The organism is Flavihumibacter fluminis (assembly GCF_021491375.1).
Lineage (GTDB): Bacteria > Bacteroidota > Bacteroidia > Chitinophagales > Chitinophagaceae > Flavihumibacter > Flavihumibacter fluminis.
Window position 1 is genome coordinate 134,767 of sequence record NZ_JAKEVY010000006.1, and the last position, 20,008, is coordinate 154,774.

The 20,008-nt window shown below is 45.5% G+C and carries 11 protein-coding genes; 2 read left to right on the forward strand and 9 right to left on the reverse strand.

Going from position 1 to position 20,008, the window contains the following annotated elements; genetic code table 11:
* Positions 1 to 2: 2 nt before the first annotated feature.
* From L0U88_RS19455 to L0U88_RS19495, 9 genes are all read right to left on the reverse strand, one after another.
* On the reverse strand, positions 3 to 560 hold the full coding sequence (locus L0U88_RS19455) for a hypothetical protein (RefSeq protein WP_234868332.1): 558 nt from the start codon (positions 558 to 560) through the stop codon (positions 3 to 5).
* A gap of 76 nt (positions 561 to 636) precedes the next feature.
* Positions 637 to 1,293, reverse strand: a complete 657-nt coding sequence (locus L0U88_RS19460) for a response regulator transcription factor (RefSeq protein WP_234868334.1) — start codon at positions 1,291 to 1,293, stop codon at positions 637 to 639.
* 48 nt (positions 1,294 to 1,341) lie between these two features.
* Positions 1,342 to 4,317, reverse strand: a complete 2,976-nt coding sequence (locus L0U88_RS19465) for a sensor histidine kinase (protein ID WP_234868336.1) — start codon at positions 4,315 to 4,317, stop codon at positions 1,342 to 1,344.
* Between the two features lie 12 nt (positions 4,318 to 4,329).
* Complete coding sequence (locus tag L0U88_RS19470) at positions 4,330 to 6,273, reverse strand: family 20 glycosylhydrolase (RefSeq protein WP_234868338.1); 1,944 nt, start codon at positions 6,271 to 6,273, stop codon at positions 4,330 to 4,332.
* A complete protein-coding gene (locus L0U88_RS19475) occupies positions 6,273 to 7,784 on the reverse strand; it encodes a sialate O-acetylesterase (protein WP_234868340.1) in 1,512 nt (503 codons plus the stop codon). Before L0U88_RS19475 ends, L0U88_RS19470 begins: the two co-directional genes overlap by 1 nt.
* A gap of 34 nt (positions 7,785 to 7,818) precedes the next feature.
* The gene (locus tag L0U88_RS19480; protein WP_234868342.1) at positions 7,819 to 9,804 is read right to left on the reverse strand and encodes an FAD-dependent oxidoreductase; all 1,986 of its coding nucleotides are present in this window, start codon (positions 9,802 to 9,804) and stop codon (positions 7,819 to 7,821) included.
* Positions 9,805 to 9,902: 98 nt separating this feature from the next.
* Positions 9,903 to 10,985, reverse strand: a complete 1,083-nt coding sequence (locus tag L0U88_RS19485) for an aminotransferase class I/II-fold pyridoxal phosphate-dependent enzyme (RefSeq protein WP_234868344.1) — start codon at positions 10,983 to 10,985, stop codon at positions 9,903 to 9,905.
* A gap of 51 nt (positions 10,986 to 11,036) precedes the next feature.
* On the reverse strand, positions 11,037 to 12,593 hold the full coding sequence (locus L0U88_RS19490; protein ID WP_234868346.1) for an amidohydrolase family protein: 1,557 nt from the start codon (positions 12,591 to 12,593) through the stop codon (positions 11,037 to 11,039).
* Between the two features lie 12 nt (positions 12,594 to 12,605).
* Entirely contained in the window at positions 12,606 to 14,933 is a 2,328-nt protein-coding gene (locus L0U88_RS19495; protein ID WP_234868348.1) for a glycoside hydrolase family 95 protein, read from the reverse strand.
* Positions 14,934 to 15,141: 208 nt separating this feature from the next.
* Here L0U88_RS19495 and L0U88_RS19500 point away from each other — a divergent pair, with 208 nt between their 5' ends.
* Both L0U88_RS19500 and L0U88_RS19505 read left to right on the forward strand, forming a co-directional pair.
* On the forward strand, positions 15,142 to 16,416 hold the full coding sequence (locus L0U88_RS19500; protein WP_234868350.1) for a Gfo/Idh/MocA family oxidoreductase: 1,275 nt from the start codon (positions 15,142 to 15,144) through the stop codon (positions 16,414 to 16,416).
* A 23-nt stretch (positions 16,417 to 16,439) separates the two neighbouring features.
* Positions 16,440 to 19,883, forward strand: a complete 3,444-nt coding sequence (locus tag L0U88_RS19505) for a DUF1080 domain-containing protein (protein ID WP_234868352.1) — start codon at positions 16,440 to 16,442, stop codon at positions 19,881 to 19,883.
* The last annotated feature ends 125 nt before the right edge of the window (positions 19,884 to 20,008 follow it).

Below are 20,008 nucleotides of genomic sequence, written 5' to 3' on the forward strand. Positions count from 1 at the left end.
GATCAATTGATTTTTGCTGCGATGGCAGTTCCCAGTTTTTTGAGGTTCTCCAGATCATAACAGGGACAGGGAGTTTTAGCGCTGGCGCTTTCTTTTGTTTTGATTTCTATGAACAGGTTTTTCTTTACAAAAACCAGTTGATGTTCCTGCCGTCCGGTAAGTTTGTCGGTGAAGTTCATCGTATAAGCTTCCTCACCTATTCCTTTGACAGCTTCTATGCCCTTATCGGCATAGGCTTTTTTGATATAACTCAGGTCTGCCTTACCTGGCGTTTGGGTGGCGATAAATATCATATCATCTCCCCAGCCTTTCCCCATCCGGTAAGACCGGTTACAATTTTTTCCGGACTGTTCAACGGAAGTTACGCGTTCAACAATTCCTTTCATTCCGCAGGTCGTTTCCACCATGTCTGCTGTCAGCAAATCAGCACAGGAAATGGCAGCCGGTGATGGGGAATCAATTTGTATCGAAGCCGCAGCAGTAGTTGTTTTCGGATCAGTACCACAGAAAGAGAAACAGCAGGCAACTGCGGTTAAAAGGGTAAGCAATTTGACACGCATGGAAGATGGTTTAATAGTTCCCCTAAAATTCATGCAAAGCCCGAAGGCCTGCAACACATGATCATGCAGGTATCTGCTAAACCAGCCGGTTGCGTATGGCAAGTGCAACTGCTTCCGTAGCGCTGTTTACGTGTAGTTTGGTGTAAATATTCCGAATATGAAAACGAACGGTATCCAGACTGATACTAAGTTGGAGAGCGATCATTTTATAACTGCTGCCTTCAACCAGTGATTGCAGCACCTGCTTTTCCTTCTCTGTCAGCTCGTTGGTTATTTGAGTTGCCCGAACAGTTGTTCCCCTGGCGAATACCTGTATTATTTTCCGGGCGATTACCGGCGTCATCGGTGAGCCTCCTGCAACTGTATCAAACATAGCCTGTACAATTTCATGGGGCGGTGTACTCTTTAACAGGTATCCATCCGCTCCTGCCTTGATGGCATCAAAAACTTTTTCATTTTCCTCAAACACTGTCAGTATCAGGATCAGTTGCTCAGGAAAAACTGTCTTAATCTTTGTGGTAGCATCAATTCCATTCATCACCGGCATATCAATATCCATTAGTATCAATGCCGGATTAGATTCACTCACCCGATTTTCCACATCAGCCCCATCTGCAAAAGAACCAACCACCCGGATGCCCGGAAATTCCTGGAAATACATTTCCAGGCTTTGGCGATAGGCCTCATTGTTTTCAAAAATTACAATGGTCAGTTCTCTTTTTTCACTACTCATAGCAGTAAGCTAATAAATTCAGGATATCTGTACCCTAGCCCTGCATATTTATGCAGGTAGTTCCTGTAATGGAATGGTCAGCCTGATCCGGCAGCCGGCACCCGGCGCCGTATCCACCTGGATCGTTCCCCTGAGTTCCTTTATACGCTCCGACATATTAATCAGGCCATTTTTTCTGGAAAGCGTGCTTTTATCAAATCCAATTCCATTGTCTCCAAGTTCTATGCTTAGGTGATTCTTCGAAACATTGCAGGATAAAGTAAAGACAGTAGCCCTGCCATGTTTGAGGCTGTTATTCATCGCCTCCTTCAGAATCAGAAAAATATTTCTTTTCTGCAACATGCTCAATTCAACAGAAACACAGGACAATGCACCCTCTGCATCCAGGCGGATATTTCCAGAACTCAGAATTGGATCTGCATATTTAATAAAACGTCTGATAAGCGGTTCTGCATCGCCGTTATGTGGTTGAATAGCCCACACAATATCTGACATATTCTGCATCATATCCCGGGTGTGTTGCCGGATTTCCTGTACAATGCTTTTTCCCTTTTCATCTTTTACCCTTGATTCGAGCAAAGTGCTGTAAATACCAATACTGCTAAGGGTAGATCCAATATCATCATGTAAATCACGGGATAACTGCCAGCGCAACCGCTCCATTCTTTTTTTGGAAAACCATTCTTTCCGCAGGCTGTAAATAATTGGAGCCAGCATAACGAATCCCAACAGGGCATAAAACCACCAGGATTTCCAGAAAGGCCGGTGGATTATAAAGGAATGTTCCAGGCTATTCTCCTGCCAGTTTTCATTGAGCCGCCGGTATTGTATTTCCAACTGATAGGAGCCAGGCTGCAACTGATCAAATACAAGGCTGCCCAGATTTCCAAGGTATATCCAGTCATTTCCGGATTGTTTCAGGCGATAGCGATACTGAATGGATTCCTGTTGCGTATAATCCAGTGCAGCAAACTCGAAGCGGTATGTATTATCCTCATTTCCTTTTTGAATTTGAGTAAATACAAAGGGGATCTTTTCCGGCTCTTTTAATTCAACATACGGGTAATACAATAATTTGTCGCGCATCAGGAAGGCCGCACCATATTGCCCAACAAAACAGGCATCCTGGAAGGCATGATAGCGCTTATCATGCAACATAGTAGTATAAATATGTAAGCCGCTGGCAGTATCAATGTAGTTTAATCCGTTGGGTGTTTTAATCCATATTTTACCAAGGGAATCTTTGCTCAATTTGTGAACAGTATTGGATAACAATCCATCATGAGTACTAAAGCTGCGCAATACAGTCCCCGACTTCGTTATCAATTTGAGTCCCTCATATAATGTGCCTACCAACCAGTTTTCACCCATTTTCAGGATACTATAACTTCCTCCCCGTAAAGGCAGCCTGACCAGCTTATCCAGACTTCTTTTTAGAAGATCAAGACGATAAACAATTGCTGCCGTATCAATCAGCAGCAAAGCCGATTTTTCAGCAACCGTCCAGCCGGTAATTTGTGTATGACCCGGACCAGCAACAATTGAATCAATAAAGTCCCCTTTGTTACTGAACAAATGGATCGCATGCTTACCAGTAAAAACATGGAAACTATCCGTGCTGATTCCCTCGGGATCAAGCAGACCAAGTTTTCCTGAAGGAATGAAGGGTTCAAACTGATTCCTGCTTTCATTGAATCTCAGCACTTCATCAGTGAACCACGGGTTAATATAAAGTCCATTGGTGTCGGCATATAGCAGTTTCAAATAATTGGCCCATTTACCCGTATATAGGGCTTGCGGAATATATTGTAGCTGCTTCTTTTGAAAATCCCATTTGTGTAAGCCCCTGGAACGATTGTTTACGAAAATGGAGCCGGATGGTGAAGAAAAGATCTGTGTGGCTCCATGTTGAAAAGAAAAATTAAATGACTGAATGGGAAACGAATAATTGATACTGGCTGCTGACGGCCGGATGATGAATACTCCCTGTTCGAATGAAATCCAGATATTACCATTCCGATCGGAAAACAAGGCGGAGATGGATTCCAGTTTATGGTGGTTTCCGTTGAGTGATACAGAAGTATAATCCTGCAGCAATTGCATATCGCTATTGAACACATAAATATGTCCGCCCAGGGTCGACATCCAGATATTCCCCGAAGCATCCTGGATCATTGTATTAGGTATGCTGAAATAATCATCCTGCATTCCCGCTGAAAAAGGCATCCATATACTATCAAGCCGGTTTCTTCGGCTATCATACCGGTACAGTGATCTGCCTTTTTGTTCGTTGATATTCCAACAGCTAAACCAAATGGAACCATCCCGATCTATCAGGGAAGTGGAAATGTCCAGTTGCTGTTGCAGGATTTTTTTCTGAAGCGGATTATAGTTCGAAGAATAGAATTGTCCGGCTGTATCCAATTGCAAAAAACCATGTGAGGAGGAAATCCAGATAGTACCATCCGGATCTTCCAGGATATTCCGAAGATTGTAGAAATCAGTTGCAGGTAAGCGCTTGCTTTGATCTTCCAGTTTTATAAATCCGGTTGGAGTCCATTTCATTAATCCTCCAACCGTACTCATTAAAATCCTTTCCCTTGAAGTATGCACAATGGTATGTGATCTCTTAAACTCTTTCTGTTTCAATTGCTGCGTAAAGCTGATCAGTTCCCCGGAACCGGTTGTAAAACGAACTGGTCCTTCGTGTTCGGTAACAGCCCAGATGTATTGTTGGGCATCTTCCGTAATACCGAAGTTCATAATGGAAGAAGGAAGTGAACGAAGGGGCTCCTGCGGATCGTAGGACAAAGTAAAAAATCTGGTACCATCGTACCGCTGGAGTCCGTTCCGGGTATTCAGCCAAATCAATCCGTTGTGATCCTGGAAGAAGAATTTAACCCGGTTATCAGCCAGCCCCTGTTGGGTAGTGAGTTGCCGTATGGCCGGCAAATCAGTTCCCTGATTGGAATACAATTTGGCAGAAAGGATAAGCAGTCCGGTTAAAATCAGCCAACTCCTCATACCTACAAGATACTACTCAAGTGGCAAAAAACTGAACATCCACTTCACCGGGTTTTGCCAATCACTGCCTTTAAAAGAGCCAACGGGTGCTTTGATGAGCACGTCGTTCCAGCCCTTTTTGAAATAGAGCCGGGTAGGTATGCGATAATAATAATCTTCGTCTTCAAGTGGCGTTTCAAGGGTGATGGTTTTGCCTGAACGTTTCCATTCAGGGGCAGGAACCAGTGTCCCATTGAACCAGATGGCAGAGTTACGTTCATCCCAATGCCCCTGAGCCGGTGCCCTGGTGATCATGGAACGTGAAAAATTATTAAACCCAATCCAGCAATTGCGCCATCCTTCCACTTCTGAAAAAATGCGGGTCCTTGCATACCAGGTGGTATTTTCTTCCGGGTCCGGAATATGTCCGGTGATGGCAGGCGCCCACCAGTGTCTTAATACAATTGTTCCGCCAAGCGCCTGCAAAGCAGGATTGGGTTTTTTGGAAAAAAATCCGGCATCTTCCGGTTCAAATACCTGCTTCAGATTTCCATTATTTGGAAAAGGACCGAATAAATTCCATTCCAGTTTCGACTGGGCAAAATAGGGAAAGGGTTCGCCGGAGAAATAGATTTTTTTATGCTTCAGCAGCCTGTTTTCAAATTCTGTGAACTGGCGCGTTTCAGGAGAATTTTTACCACCGATCACTGCTGTCCATTTTGGTATACCTCCGCCTCTCCAGCTACGTTCCGCGAAAGCTAACATGGAAGGATATACGCCATTTAGGACCAAGTGAAAATTTTCATTAATGAGTCGGCGGTCATTCCAGACACAGATAATACCTCCGAGCATGGAAGCGTCTGCTTTTTTACGATCCCCTATCTGGCGATGGAACAATGTAACTACTGCTTCATGCGGGTCCATATGATTGAGATACAGGTGGCGGGAATCTATGTACCGAATACCGGGTTTTATAGGAGTTTCTGACATCCACAGCTGGTGAATGGTAGTGTTGGCCAGGTTGCCACCAGGGCTCCAGCCGAGGCTTTCAATCCCCATTGAATCCAGCAAACGGGTCATTTCCGGCAGAAAACGGGGGTTGGTAATTTTTACCTCATCGCCACCAATATGAATGTACTTTATGGGTAGAGTGGTAGCCACTGAACGCAAGATTTCCTGCACGTATTGAGTACCTTTTTCACTCTGCATGGATACACCCATGGCGCGTTCAAAAGCAGCACTATGGCCCGGCATATCAATTTCGAGAACGAACCGGATATAACGTTCTTCACAATACCGGATCAGTTCTTTCATTTCTGAAATGGAATAATACATTCCAGGATCCCGCAGCATGGTAGAATCCGCTGTTAAGGCTGGGAAACCAGCCACTTCCAATCGCCAGGCAATATCCTCCGTAACATGAAAATGAAAAGTGTTCAACTTATAAGCAGCCATCCGGTCAATCTGTGCTTTTAATAAATCCATTGTCTGATAATTCCTTCCCATATCCACCATATAGCCTCTCCATGGGAAAGCGGGCTCATCTACTATTTCAACCACCTGAAACTGTTGTGGTGTTTCCAGTAGTTGTTTCAATGTTTGCAATCCCCGATAAATACCGGTATCAGAGAGGGCCTTAAGTTGTATTTTTTGAGCATCTGCTTTCAGATAATATCCTTCATTGGAAGAGATCTTTTCAAGTTTGGGGGATATAATCAACTCAATTAAAACAGCTGATGTTTTATTGGTGTTGATCCCGGCAATAATTCCTTTAGATTTCAGAAAATCCTGGACTTCATGCGCTGCATAGGAGAGTTTATTATCCCGATACTGTATTGAAACACCCTTTTGTAAAGTTCCTGTTTCCTTCTTCCAGTTTACCGTTACAGGCAATGGAATCAATGCAGTTTCCTGTGCCTGCAAACGAACCAGGCTAGTAACCACAAAAATCAGATTACATAAAACAAAACGTATCATTACTGCGCAAGTTTAAAAGTAAAAGTGGAAGCGGGCATTCCTTCTGAATTCACCAGGTTACCAATTGAGTATGGCTGCCAGCCGTAGTAAACTGTAACTGGGAGATGCTGGAATGGTAGTACTACTTTTTTTCGTTTAAGGATCGCTGTTACAGCAGTCGATCCGTCAAAGGAAAATCCCCTGATTGGCTGATCATCACTGGTCGTTAACCCTTTACCGCTGTGTGAAAAATATAGTTCCAACCGGTTGGATTTGAGTTTCGCTTTTTTAAACAGTGGCCCGGATGGGGCTTGTTGTTTATCGCCATAATAATAATGCAATACCCAATTGGCCAGCCGGTAACCTACGGTTCGTTTATTCCTTGGATGGACATCGGTCGGATGACCGATATCACTGCTAACTGCCATACCGCTGTATGGGATCGAATCCAGTTGCTCCCGTTGTATATTGCGGAATGCAGGCCAATAGGCCGACTGGTATTTCAGCGTATCAATGGATGATAACTGAACCCAGTAAAAGGGTAGTTGGGAGTCTTTCCAGGCAGCTCTGTAGGACTTAGCCATGATTTGTAACAGCGACCCATATTCGAAAACCCGTGCGTGTTCAAGGGAATTACTTTCACCCTGGTACAATAGTATACCGGCAATGGGTAAACGCGAAAACTGCGGAATTGCAGCCGCATATGCAAAACCTGGTTTATAAGCATGGTTTGGTCCTTCTCCCTTCGTATTTGTGGCATCCGGCAGGTGTCCGAGGTTTTGCAATCCTCTTTCCCGGATCCAGGCAGGTAAATAAGGATTGTACAACCAGTTACCTTCCAATTTTTTTTGAAAATGGGGATGGCTGGCCAGGTCATCCCGGCTTATAAAGGTTTCAAGTGGAGCACCGCCAATTGCCAGGTTAATAATTCCTATTGGTATACCTGTTTGCTGTGTAACCCGTTTGGCAAAATAATAGGCAACAGCAGACATAGCTTGCACTGTTTCAGTAGTGCAGGTCTCCCAGGTTCCGGAATAGAATTTTCCATTTTGTAATTGGTCGGTCAGGGAATCAGCATAGGGAACTCCATAAATGTATTTCCCAATAAAACGTGTATTGTACAGCCGGATAAGCGGCTGGTTGGCATCCGGCGTTTCCACTTTTGCAAACTCCTCTCTTGAAAATGCCCATTCCATATTAGATTGCCCGGTGCAAATCCAGACATCACCAACAAGTATATTGGTTAAGCGGGCGCTATCCTTCCCAGCCTCAATAAAAAGAGTGGTGGCTTTGTTGTTTGCTGGCATAGGAGGCAAATCCACTTTCCAGCTGGAATCCTGCTGTACATTGGTTGTTCCCTTAAACCCATTAAACCGGAGCTCTAACTGCTGTCCCGGAACAGCCTTGCCCCATATAGAGAACGGTTTTGACCGCTGAATTACCATATGGTTTGCAAAACAATCCGCCAGCCGAAGCTGCCCGAAAACCGATCCGCTCAACAGTAATGCAAAGCTGAGAATGAAAAGTTTCATCCTTAAATATATGCATTATGTAATACATATTAAGCTAAAAGGAGGGTTTCAATAGTACCGCATCTGCTATGATTACTCCTTTTTCACCGGCCGAACCGATGGATATGCGGGCATTCTTGCCCAATTGATAGGATCCAATCAATTTCCATCCGCCAGAGGTTTGACCACTTACCTGCATCTGCTCCCGGTCCAGGATTACCAGGTGTTCTTTTTGTCCGTCCTGAACCATCACCTGGTAACGGGAAGCCAGGTTAGGGTATCTCGGCATTACATATACGTATACTGAATACTCACCTGCAGTTTTGATGGTGGGTTGGAAAACAACGTGATCAGTAGAAGTAGGCTGCTCTGCCAGCAGGTAATCAGGGCCATAGCCATGCCGCATTTTTTTCCAGTTACCGTTTATCGTAACAGCAGTGGCGTCTGCATTATCAAGAATAATTTCAGGAGTGGATCCATCTGCAAGCGGATTGTTTTTTAATTCCAGTTGCAATTTTTTCACATCAATATCCTGCACTGCCTTTTTTTGGTCAATGGCCATGCTGGCTGCTACTGCGCTTGATTGTGCAAGTACCATGAACACCGGCTCCATCCTGATAGATCCATAGGCAATATGACTCGCACTCAGACAGATCGGAACCAGGAGGTTGGTACATTCCGATTTTTTTGGAATCAGCGAACGATAACTGATTGGATAGGGCCCAAAGCCTCCCACCTGAACATCTCCTTCGTTCTTTACCATGCCATTGATTACGAGTCGCTGTGTGTTGTGAGAGTCCATGGTATAGGCTGCCATTCCTACTCCATCCGTTACAACTTCCTTCCCTTCGCAGTTCGCCTGTGTCATCACATATTCTCCTACCATGCGACGAGCTTCGCGTACATAGAGCTGGGGCGACCAATGACCGGTTTCCACATATTCATCTTTGGGATAACCCCAGGTCAGCATTTCTTTCCGGATGGATTCCGGCACTCTTGGATCATTACCTATGAAATAGAGCAAGCCCTTGGTGTAGTCGGTATGTTTCTGGATGATCGCTTTGCGTTGTTCATAACTCGCCTCCGGATAATCATAATTCTCTCCTATCATATCTGTTGAGAAGGGACCATTGTTGTTGATATCGGTTTTATAGTTGGGCATCAGATCCATTTTAAGAATCTGCCGAAGTGTTTTCGGTTGTCCGTGATTGAGATACCGAAGCAATAATTCATATCGGTAAGGTTGATAATCAGCCGGCTTTTCAATAGGCAGTCTGTTCGCGGGATTATTAGTGAGGCAAATCCTGAAATTATAGGCCTGCACTTTTTTATCACCCGAACCAATTGGCTGCAACGGCTCCGGACTAATGCCCCATAACAATCCACTGGAAGGATCACCAGGGATTTTGTAAGGATCAACCCCATCCGGGAACTGGTGGTATTGTTCTACCTGAACCCCGTTATAAGTTTCGCCATATTGGCTATTGGCCTCGCGACCGATTGTATAAGACACACCTGCTTTGGCGAGCAAATCACCTTCATAACTGCAATCAAGGTATATTTTAGCTTTCACCCGAACCGTACGGTCTTTAGCATTATAGGGATGCCGCACCGAGATTTCTGAAATCGCTCCTCTATTTTTAGTGAGACTGATCAATGCTTTTTCATACCATACCTCCACATTGGCTTTTTTGATATACTCATTAAAAAGTGATGCTGCTACTCCGGGTTCAAAAATCCAGGATTCAAATGTTCCGTATTGTTTGCCAAGTCTTCTGTAATAATCAAGTGCCAATCCGCTTATGGCAAATTTATTACCGATATCGGTAAAGCCCAGTCCACCGCTGGTCAGACCACCCAATCGCTTGCCGGGTTCAATCAGCAACACTGTTTTACCCATTTTTTTTGCCGTATACGCTGCCATCACACCAGCAGAACTTCCGCCATAAATGCAGATATCAACTTCTTTTACAGTTTGCGCAGTTACCTGAATAGAAAACAATACGCAAAACAGCGCAACAACAAATGGAGATTGCTTCATTGGCTTAAGTTACTGGTTTCGGGAACAGGCTTAAACTTTAATATTCACCATGCCTTATTTTATTTTCACTATCCAATCCAAACAGATAAGTTCATTGTTCAGTCTACGAGTTTACCAAGGAGAAAGTTTATATCCTCTTCTGTATGGCGACTACTCACTATGATTCGGGTTATCTTATCGTCCTCCGGACCTGGATACGCAAAACTGCTGATCAGGATTTGCTGCTCAAATAATTTGGCAGCAAGCTGATTATCCTTGCTAAAAATTACCGGGTAATTATGTATATAACGGAGGGCAGTAAGCGAAAATAAACCTTGTTGAAGCTGATGGATGTTTCGGAATAAGTCAGCTCTTTCCTTCTTATAAAGTTCTTCAGCGTTAAGGTAAGCATACAAGAAAGCAGGAGCCATAGGGGATGCGGCTGTAAAAAAAGGCGATGTGCGTAAAGCCGACAGCTGGCTGGATTTCGCAAGAATCACCCCTCCTGACATCCCCATTGCTTTTGCAAGAGAAGAAACAATGATGATATCAACGGAAGGAGCCTCTGGCAAAAGTCCGGAGACGCCTTCACCCGTTTTTCCCAGGATCCCTAATCCATGGGAATCATCGATAATAACTGTAATTTTTTTATTCACCGGCAGCTGACTAATCCAGGAAAAATCATATGTGTTCACTTTTAACGGATCAATCGAATTGGTAAGAATTACAATATTTTCATCAGGAAGTTGCTGTAATAATCCAGGCAGTGCGTTTATCCAATTCCGGTAGTTGCCAGCTATAGAATCAGCCTGGTTTCTAAATAAAGCAGGATGACAATCCGGAGCATAGATAAATGCTGCTTTATCTTCAAAATACCGAACCACCAGTTGAGCAGCCATAAATCCGGAAGAAACAGTCAGAGCAGCATCAGCTTTAAAATGCTTTGCCATGGCAGTTTCAGCCTCCTCATACACCGGAATGGTAAAATTGCCAGACCTGGAACTTCCATAATTTGATCCATAGATCCGCATTCCTTCTTCCATCAACCGGGTAAACTCCGGATTAGCATTCATACCCAAATAGGCTGTACCACTGAAAAACAAAAATGGTTTTCCATTGAGGTTTACAACCCGGTCAGGTTTAATACTAGTCGGAAGTATATCACGGAAGTGATTCACGCTATAAATACTTTTTTCAATCATGGCTGGGCATGTACATTAAATGGGAAGGTGCTCAAACTCAAAAAATAACAATTATATCCATTTCCGAAGAAAACGTACTGCATTTTCATAAAACAATCCTTCTACTAATGCATCCACATCGACTTCAGATTTCGAAATACCAGCCTGCTCCCATATTTTTTTACCACGTTTCAAACGGCGATGGATTTCAGTCCGGAACGCAGGTAATTCAGTTGCGTTATTGCAACAATCAATCGGATTGATCAATCCATCAAAATCAGAACCAATACAAATTTGCCGGATGGCTTTATCCAACGGAAAACGCGCCTGCTTTGCAACTTTCAGAAAATGTATCAGTTGGTTCAAAAAATAGGAATAATGCACTTCCATTGTTGCCGGCTCCTGTTCCTGTACCTCATCACCTGTTAATGCAGCATCAGGATCTTTTATGATGGACACATCCGCAGGATCCGCAACCGGATGAAAAAATTCAGCCGCTTCCGCTTCCGAAATATATTCCAGATCAGTTGGCAACATATTCCATTGGTAGCCGATCATATCCGCCGGAAAACCAAGTATGCGTTGATCCATGGACAATCCGATCAATCCTCCGGATCGCAAAATATCCACTATTTCTTCATCGTATAAATTAATACTACTGTGATTAAAGGCCGACTGAGCCAGATGCCCTCTTCTTTTGACATGCCTTATTTCCCATACACCCTGCCGACGTACCGGTTTTTCATATAACTGTGCAGATCGGTTTCGCATACTCACTCCAGTAAAACCTGCATGCGTGCAAAGCAATGGATAACCCGGATACAATGTTTTATGTAACTGAATAAGTTGCTTTCGGGAAACAAAACTTAAATGCTTAAGGTCAGGCAAAATATTTCTATTATACAATTCCTTAATAATCCGGATGCCCGCTTCTGTTATACCAGCCCCCTTCGGATAAAACAACGCATCCTCAATAAACTGGATCCCAAATGCATGATTGCAAAACGGGACCGACTGCATATGCGCCAGGTTGATGGCCACAATTCTTGTCTGATACCTCGCCTGAAAATCATCCAGGTTTCGGTAAAAAGCCTGCTCTGCATCAGCCGATTCCGGATCATCCATAAAACAATGAATACCCTCCACCAGGCAAATACCGTGAATTACATTGGTAGCTGATTGCTGGTACTCAGTCATGGAATTAATAAACCGGAAACGCGACCTGCCATCCGGACTCACCGCATTATTCAGCAGTGAATCCATGTTCTTACATAACCAGATATAATACGAAGGGGATTGAAGAATTGATTTCAAGGTGGAGGGATCCAGCAATTTGATCTTTCCTTTACTGGCCACTTTCCTTGATAACACTCCTTCCGCAATGTTTTTTTCGATTGCGTATAACACGATACCAGCCAGGTTAATGCCCGCTTTTTGAAGCTGCGTGAGATTTGACTGCGAATTCAATGCATGATTAAACAAAGCATTAATGCCGATTTGAGTTTCCTGTCCGAATAGTTTCCCGATGGAGAGTTTTGCTTCTATCTTACTCCAGGGAGTCAATGCAGCCGAAGCCGGAGATAATAATTCTTTGAGTGATGGGTGTATGTGAAAATCAAATAGCGGCATCCTGTTTGAAAGTTACGGAATAGTTCCATTCCTGGATAGTTCAACCAGCCCACCGGCATCAGCTTTCAGGGTTAGCCAGCCATTCTTACTCAAATCCGTTTCGCAGGACTTCTGTTGAATAATCTTCCAGGATCCTTCTCCCAGCCATACCTTTATTTCGCCTCGCTTTTCAGAGCGGATAAGTACCCGCTTAGCCTTACCGTCTTCAGAGCTGGCATCCACCAGGAAAGCACCCTGGGTTCGGAAGTTTTTGAAGCTGCAATTTGACCAATCGGCAGGGATTGCAGGAAACAAATTGATATATCCAGCATGACTCTGCAATAACATTTCCTGTAACCCGGATGCATAAGCGAAATTACCTTCCAGTGTAAAGGGGCGGTATGTAAAACTTGAATATCCTTTACCCGTCTGATCTCCATTTAAATGAAAGCTGTTCACAGAACAAAAAGCGCTGGCAAAAACATCAAGCGCCTTCCTAGCACCTTCCCCATCCCTTGCCCAAGCTTTCAGGTTTGCCAGCCAGGCATAGGAATATCCGCACCATTGCGATGGCCCAACACGATCCAGTTCAGCAATTGTTTCACGAATGATTGCCTGGGAAGTTTCACCATCTTCCCATTTGATCAATCCCAATGGCTGAATCGCCATCAAATGCGAAAAATGGCGATGACTCTGGTTATACGGCATTGTTCGGGCAAACATTAATGCTTTATCAGCAGTAAGGGCATAATCCGGAAAAGTTGTAAGCAACTGAGCCCATTTTTCCGCCTCAGCCTGCAGCCCCAAAACCTTTGCCATTTCAGATGCTGTCTGTAAAGCATATTTCATCAAGGCCAGATCATAGTTGGTGGTTTGCCGGAACCAGGCAGCCATGGAGTTGTCATTGATCTCCGGACTTGAACTGATAGGCAGGTGTCGTTCACCACGTTCATTAAGCACCGTTATATTTCCAATGAACCGGGCCACTTCTCTGACCCATGGATAGGCCCGATCGCGCAGAAATGCTGTATCCATCGAATATTTCCATTGCAGATAATAATGCTGCGCTAACCAGGCACTAACGGTTGGGGATAAACTATATTGAATCCAGCCTCCCATTTCGGTTCCGTACAGGGTGGTTACGCCGGGTACAGCCAAACCATCCACACCAAAATAAAGTCGGGTATATCGTTCGTAGTTGGGTTTATTCTCATCCAGGTGATTAAGATATCCCATTGCTTCCTCCAGGTGATTGGCCGTATAGGAAGGCCAGTAACTCAATTGGGTATTCAAATCATGGTGATAATCGCCCTTCCATGGTGGAATCCGGCCATTGTCTGCTGTCCAAACCGCCTGCAGCGAAATCGGGGGAGTATTTTCACGGGCCGCCGATCCGAATTTATACTGTTCCAGGTACCATTGTTTTTCTATAACAGGGTCGGGTACACGAAGTGACGACTTAGACCAGAAGGTTTTCCACCAGCCAAGATGCGCCTGACGTGCTCTTGAGTATCCTGCATTCAAAAGTGAATCAGCAATCTGCTGTGGTGATTTACGCGCCTGTAGGGATGTTTTGCTGCTGCTTTCCTTCGAAGGAAAAGATTCAATGGTCCAGACTCCTTCCAGCTTACGTTTCCCGCGCTGTTTCCATTTAACATAAACCCGATAGCGAAAGCCGCCCCATCCTTCCTGCTCATACAGCATGCTATTTGCTGTTCGTGTGATCACACCTTGTTTATACCCTAACCGGGATAGATCATCACCCCCTACCGGATCACCTGTGTTGGTAACAGCACCCTGGTAACGGGGTGCAAGCAACTCGGGAATCAATTCAGCGCTTACTCCCTCCATGCGAAAAAATCCAACCGGCAAACGGGCATGCACAAGGGTCTGCAAACGGGCACCGGATTGCCATTGCACATTACACTCGGCGCTGTTTATATCCAGTTCAACCGAATTCACCTTGCCGAGCTTTTGAATATCAAATTCAAGGGCCGCTCCCGGAATTTTTGTGGGTGCAGGTTCACGGTCATAGGGATGATCAAAATAACGTTGAACAGGTGCGTAATCCTGCTGTACCACCTGACCAAACACCCAGTTATAGGAAAACTCCGGACGATGCAATCCTTTCATGGGTCGCTGATCCCAGAGATCCGCCCGGTCAAGCGAGAAGCGCAACCTGCCTTCTTTTTGCCAGATCAACGCACCCAGCAATCCATTCCCGAGTGGAATGCCTTCATCCCAGCGGCCTGCCAGGGAATCGAACTTCAGGTTATGTGCCGGCAACGGTTGCGCAACACTGTCCATTCCGATACAGGAAAGTCCAGCCGAAATAATTCCTGCGATTATGATCTTCCGCATTTTCATATTTTTTGATATTCTTCCTTTCCTCCATCTTCCCTTACCCCCTCTTCCCTTCCCCCAATTTATCCCCCTATCCGGTTCCAACTTTCCTGATTTTTACCCTTTTAGACTCCACTCTTGTTATAGCCTGCTTTTCATACCTTATTAACCGAACAGTCAGACCACTAAAAACCGTAACTTAATCCCGCAAAATCATTCCAGCATTATGTCAAGCCAACAGAGAAACTCCCGGCGACGTTTCCTTCGAAACGCAGTCGGAACTATTGCCGCTTTTACGATTGTTCCCCGCCATGTATTAGGCAGAGGTTATTTAGCTCCCAGTGACACCCTTACCAAAGGCGTGATCGGGGTAGGAGCAATGGGACGAGGGCATTTCGAATATGCCGGCACCCGCACCGTTGCCATTTGTGATGTTGACACCCGTCATATCCAACTGGCGCTTCAGGCACTCGGAGGCGGAAATGGGGTAAAAACCTTCCGCGATTACCGGGAACTTATCAATCTTCCAGAAGTAGATATTGTTCATATTGCAACACCCCCACACTGGCATGGTATCATGGCAGCAGATGCTGCCAAAGCAGGAAAAGACATCTGGTGTGAAAAACCCATGACCCGCACCATTGGTGAAGGTAAACGGGTAGTGGAAGCGGTTCAGCAACATGGCCGCATCTTCCGGCTTAATACCTGGTTCCGTTTCAGTGATAATTTCTATGGCATGAATACCACCGTGAAGCCCATTAAAAAACTCGTGGATTCCGGCCTGCTTGGTTGGCCCCTGAAGGTGACCGTTAGTCGGCATACCGGGTTCGACTGGAAATTTTATTGGGTGGGTAAAACCGATCTGCCAGTTGAGCCCGTTCCGCAGGAACTGGATTATGAAATGTGGCTCGGTCCCGCCCCTTATAAGCCCTATAGCACCCACCGTGTTCATACTACTTTCCGTGGTTACTGGGATTACGATGGTGGCGGACTGGGCGATATGGGCCAGCATTACCTTGACCCGATTCAATATTTCCTGGGAAAAGACAATGATTCACCGGTTCATGTGGCAGTAGATGCTCCGCAACAACACGATGACGCTGTAGGCACCTGGCGCAAAATCACCTATACCTACGCGGATGGCTGCCAGATTATTCTGGATGGCGATGGCAGCATGACCGACGCCGCCTATATCGAAGGGCCAAAGGGTAAACTTTATAAAGGTTTTCAGTGTACTATCCCCGATATCGAACGCAAACTCGCAGAATTTCCTGATCCTGCACCAGTGGTCACCGATTTCGTGGAAGCCGTTAAAGGCAGGAAAAAATTTGCCTTGAATGAAGAGAACGGCCATCGTTCCTGCACCATTGTGAATATCGGTAAGATCGCCCTGCAATTGGGCCGTTCCCTGCATTTCGACCCCGTTCAGCAAGTATTTATCAACGATGAAGGAGCAAACAGATTGCTGAATCCGCCATTGCGCGGGCCCTGGTCTATCTAATTCAATTAACCGACAAACAGATTATGAAACCAACATATCTTTCTCTTATCCTGGCGGGTGCGCTGGCTATTTCATCCCATAATAGCTATGCCCAAACCGATCAGAACCGAACCATTCCAACCAAGATCGCCGATCTGCTGGCCAAAACACCTGCAGCCGATTCAACTGACCTGATCAATAACGCCAGTTCCGTTGCCGACCTGGGCGAAAAAGGTCTGATAGAACTAATCAAACAGCTGGAAGGCGGTGGCGATAAAAGCCGCCAGCATTTCGCCATCTCCGGCTTCAGTTTTTATGCTACACAAACAGGAAAAGAAGCATGGCGTTCAATGGCTACTAGCGCCTACGGACAAGCACTTTCCCAGGTAACTGATCCGGTAGTGCAGCAATTTTTATTGGCACAACTGGAGCAGGTTGGAAAAAACGATGCTATTCCTTATGTTCAGCCCTTTCTCTCAAAGGATCGGTTATCGGATGCCGCGAGCCGCGTATTGGCAACCATAAACACAAAGGAATCACTGTCATCCTTACACGAAGCGCTGAAAACAGCCGAAGGTAACAGTAAAATCTACCTGGTTCAGTCACTCGGATATGCAAAGTATCAACCTGCCACAGCCGATATCCTGGCTATCGCCAAATCAGCAGATGGTCCATTGAAAAATGCTGCTTACTACGCGCTTGCCTCCATCGGATCACCTGCCGCGGAAAACATGTTATCTGCTGCCGCAAAACAAGCCGGATACCGTTTCGACAATAGTGAAGCAACCGCTGCCTACCTGGAATTACTTGGGCAACAGACAACTAATAAAGCTACCACGGTAAAAAAAGCAGGCAGTCTCATGAACAGCCTGACCAAACCAGAACAGGCTGCTACCCGCATCGCATTGCTTAAGCTGATCAGCAACCTCCAGGGAGAAGCGGCTATTCCTTTACTACAGGGCGCTTTGAAGGATAAAAATGCCGCCTATCGCCAATCGGCACTTCAATTTGCTGCTCCTTATATTACCAGGGAATCTGCTCCAGCCTGGATAAAAGCAGCAGGCAGTCTGAATCCTGCAGCAAAAACAGAGCTGGTTAACCTGCTGGCATCTAAAAACATCGAAGCAGCTGCACCAATGGCGCTTCAATTATTGGATTCAAAAGATCCGGCAATTCGTTCATCCGTGATGAATGCCGCCGTTCAACTGGCCGGTTCCAAAGCTATAACTGTTTTAGGAAACCTGCTTAAATCATCCAATATGCAGGAAGCAATGGGTATACAAAAAGCCCTGTTGCTGGGAGAACCAGCTTCCACTATTGAGGTTGCATCCGCCGCACTTGCAAATAGCGGAACAGAAGGAAAAATAGCCAGTATCAATGTGCTGGGAGAACGCGCTGCTGCTTCGCAGGTACCAATGGTTTTGCCTTACCTGAGCAGTTCGGATAAACAATTGAAAGAAGCCGCTGCTCAAGCGCTCACAAAAATGGTTATTCCTGATCAGCTTGAAAGCCTGTTCCCCTTATTAGCTAATGGCCCATCCGATCAAGATCTTAAAAACCGCCAGGATATTGTGATCAGCGCATTGAAGGGAATCAAAAATCCAACCCTTCAAACCAACCAGCTATTGAATGTATACCGTTCTCTGCCAGCCAATAAGCAGTCCAACTACTACCGGGTGTTGGCTTCACTGGGTGGCAAAGTGTTCGAGCAGGAAGTGCTTGGCGGATTCAATGCTGCCAGTGCTGAGTCACGCATAAAAATGGCGGATGCACTCGGCGGATGGAAAGATGGCGAAGCGCTTGCTTCCGTTTTCCGCCTGGCCAATGCAGAACAAACCCCGGAACTTAGCAAATCATTGATCGCAGCCTTTATTCAGCAATTACGAAGCAGTAATCAACCGGCTGAAAATAAATACCTGATGATCCGCGATCTCCTGCCTAAAGCGGATAACAGACAAAAGGCAACCCTGATCAGCCAACTGGGGAATATCAGCACTTATCCGTCACTGTTGTATACGGCCAGTTACATGGACGATCCCTCTCTGAAAAATACTGCGGCCAATGCAGTGATGAATGCCTGCCTGAACAACGATCAGTTGAAAGGCGCGCAGGTTCATCAGATTCTGGAGAAAGCCATCGCCACTGTTTCCGGCAATGAAAGCGATTACCTGAAAGCTGCCGTAAGAAAACATCTTGCCAGTTTGCCAAAAGAAGGTGATTTCGTTCCCCTTTTCAATGGGCGCGATCTCACTGGATGGAAAGGATTGGTAGGAAATCCTATCAGTCGCGCTCAAATGGATGTCATTACACTGGCCCGTGAGCAGGACAAAGCCAATGCAAAAATGCGGGAAGGCTGGTCGGTAAAAGACGGGTTGCTGGTATTTAATGGTCATGGAGATAATCTATGTACTGATAAAAAATACCGCGACTTTGAACTATTCATCGACTGGAAGATAACCAGGGATGGCGATGCCGGGATTTACCTGCGTGGCACACCGCAGGTTCAGATCTGGGATACTTCCCGCAGAGATGTGGGTGCACAGGTAGGATCCGGAGGTCTTTACAATAACCAGAAAAACCCCAGTAAGCCAACGCAGGTGGCTGATAATGCAGTAGGTGAATGGAATCAGTTCCGCATCCTGATGGAAGGGGATATGGTAACCGTTTACCTCAATGGCAAGCTGGTAGTTGATAAAGTTCCCCTGGAAAATTACTGGGATCGCAATCTGCCCCTGTTCCGTGAAGAGCAGATCGAATTGCAGGCACATGGAACCTATGTTGCCTATCGTGATGTGCTTATCCGGGAAATCAAAACTCCTGAGCCTTTCGAACTCAGTGATGCAGAGAAAGCGGAAGGATTTAAAGTGTTGTTCGATGGCACCAGCCTGCACGAATGGGTTGGTAACAAATCCGCTTATATTATCGAAGATGGTAACATTGCCGTATACCCGAAAAGAGGCGGACATGGCAATCTCTTCACCAAAGATGAATACGCCGATTTTGTTTTCCGTTTCGAATTCAAACTAACCCCGGGCGCCAACAACGGGGTAGGTGTACGCGCTCCACTCGAAGGTGATGCGGCTTATCAAGGAATGGAAATTCAGATCCTCGATAATGATGCTGATATCTATAAAAACCTCCAGGTTTATCAATACCACGGGTCGGTTTATGGAGTTATTCCGGCAAAACGAGGTTATTTGAAGCCCGTGGGTGAATGGAACCAGCAGGAAATCGAACTGATCGGTAATAAAATCAAAGTGACCCTGAACGGTACCGTTATTACGGAAGGTGATCTTGCCGCAGCATCTGCAAATGGCACAGTGGATAAGCGGGAGCATCCGGGACTTAAACGTATAACCGGGCATATCGGTTTCCTCGGACATGGAGATACGCTGTTCTTCCGGAATATCCGCGTAAAAGATTTGAGTAAGAAAGAAGAGCCAGCCAGGCCATCGAAAAAGAAACCAAGAAAAAAGAAACGCAACTAAATAGAGTAGGAAGATAGCAAACAATTTGTTTGCTATCTGTCCTCTCACACCACCGTACGTACCGTTCGGTATACGGCGGTTCCTTAATTTAGTTTCCGCGCAGCCAGATAGCAGTCCGTCAAAAA

Excerpts from the sequence above, each read along its gene's own strand:
- L0U88_RS19455 (WP_234868332.1), bottom strand. The coding sequence starts at position 560 with ATGCGTGTCAAATTGCTTACCCTTTTAACCGCAGTTGCCTGCTGTTTC.
- L0U88_RS19460 (WP_234868334.1), bottom strand. The coding sequence starts at position 1,293 with ATGAGTAGTGAAAAAAGAGAACTGACCATTGTAATTTTTGAAAACAAT.
- L0U88_RS19465 (WP_234868336.1), bottom strand. The coding sequence starts at position 4,317 with ATGAGGAGTTGGCTGATTTTAACCGGACTGCTTATCCTTTCTGCCAAA.
- L0U88_RS19470 (WP_234868338.1), bottom strand. The coding sequence starts at position 6,273 with ATGATACGTTTTGTTTTATGTAATCTGATTTTTGTGGTTACTAGCCTG.
- L0U88_RS19475 (WP_234868340.1), bottom strand. The coding sequence starts at position 7,784 with ATGAAACTTTTCATTCTCAGCTTTGCATTACTGTTGAGCGGATCGGTT.
- L0U88_RS19480 (WP_234868342.1), bottom strand. The coding sequence starts at position 9,804 with ATGAAGCAATCTCCATTTGTTGTTGCGCTGTTTTGCGTATTGTTTTCT.
- L0U88_RS19485 (WP_234868344.1), bottom strand. The coding sequence starts at position 10,985 with ATGATTGAAAAAAGTATTTATAGCGTGAATCACTTCCGTGATATACTT.
- L0U88_RS19490 (WP_234868346.1), bottom strand. The coding sequence starts at position 12,593 with ATGCCGCTATTTGATTTTCACATACACCCATCACTCAAAGAATTATTA.
- L0U88_RS19495 (WP_234868348.1), bottom strand. The coding sequence starts at position 14,933 with ATGCGGAAGATCATAATCGCAGGAATTATTTCGGCTGGACTTTCCTGT.
- L0U88_RS19500 (WP_234868350.1), top strand. The coding sequence starts at position 15,142 with ATGTCAAGCCAACAGAGAAACTCCCGGCGACGTTTCCTTCGAAACGCA.
- L0U88_RS19505 (WP_234868352.1), top strand. The coding sequence starts at position 16,440 with ATGAAACCAACATATCTTTCTCTTATCCTGGCGGGTGCGCTGGCTATT.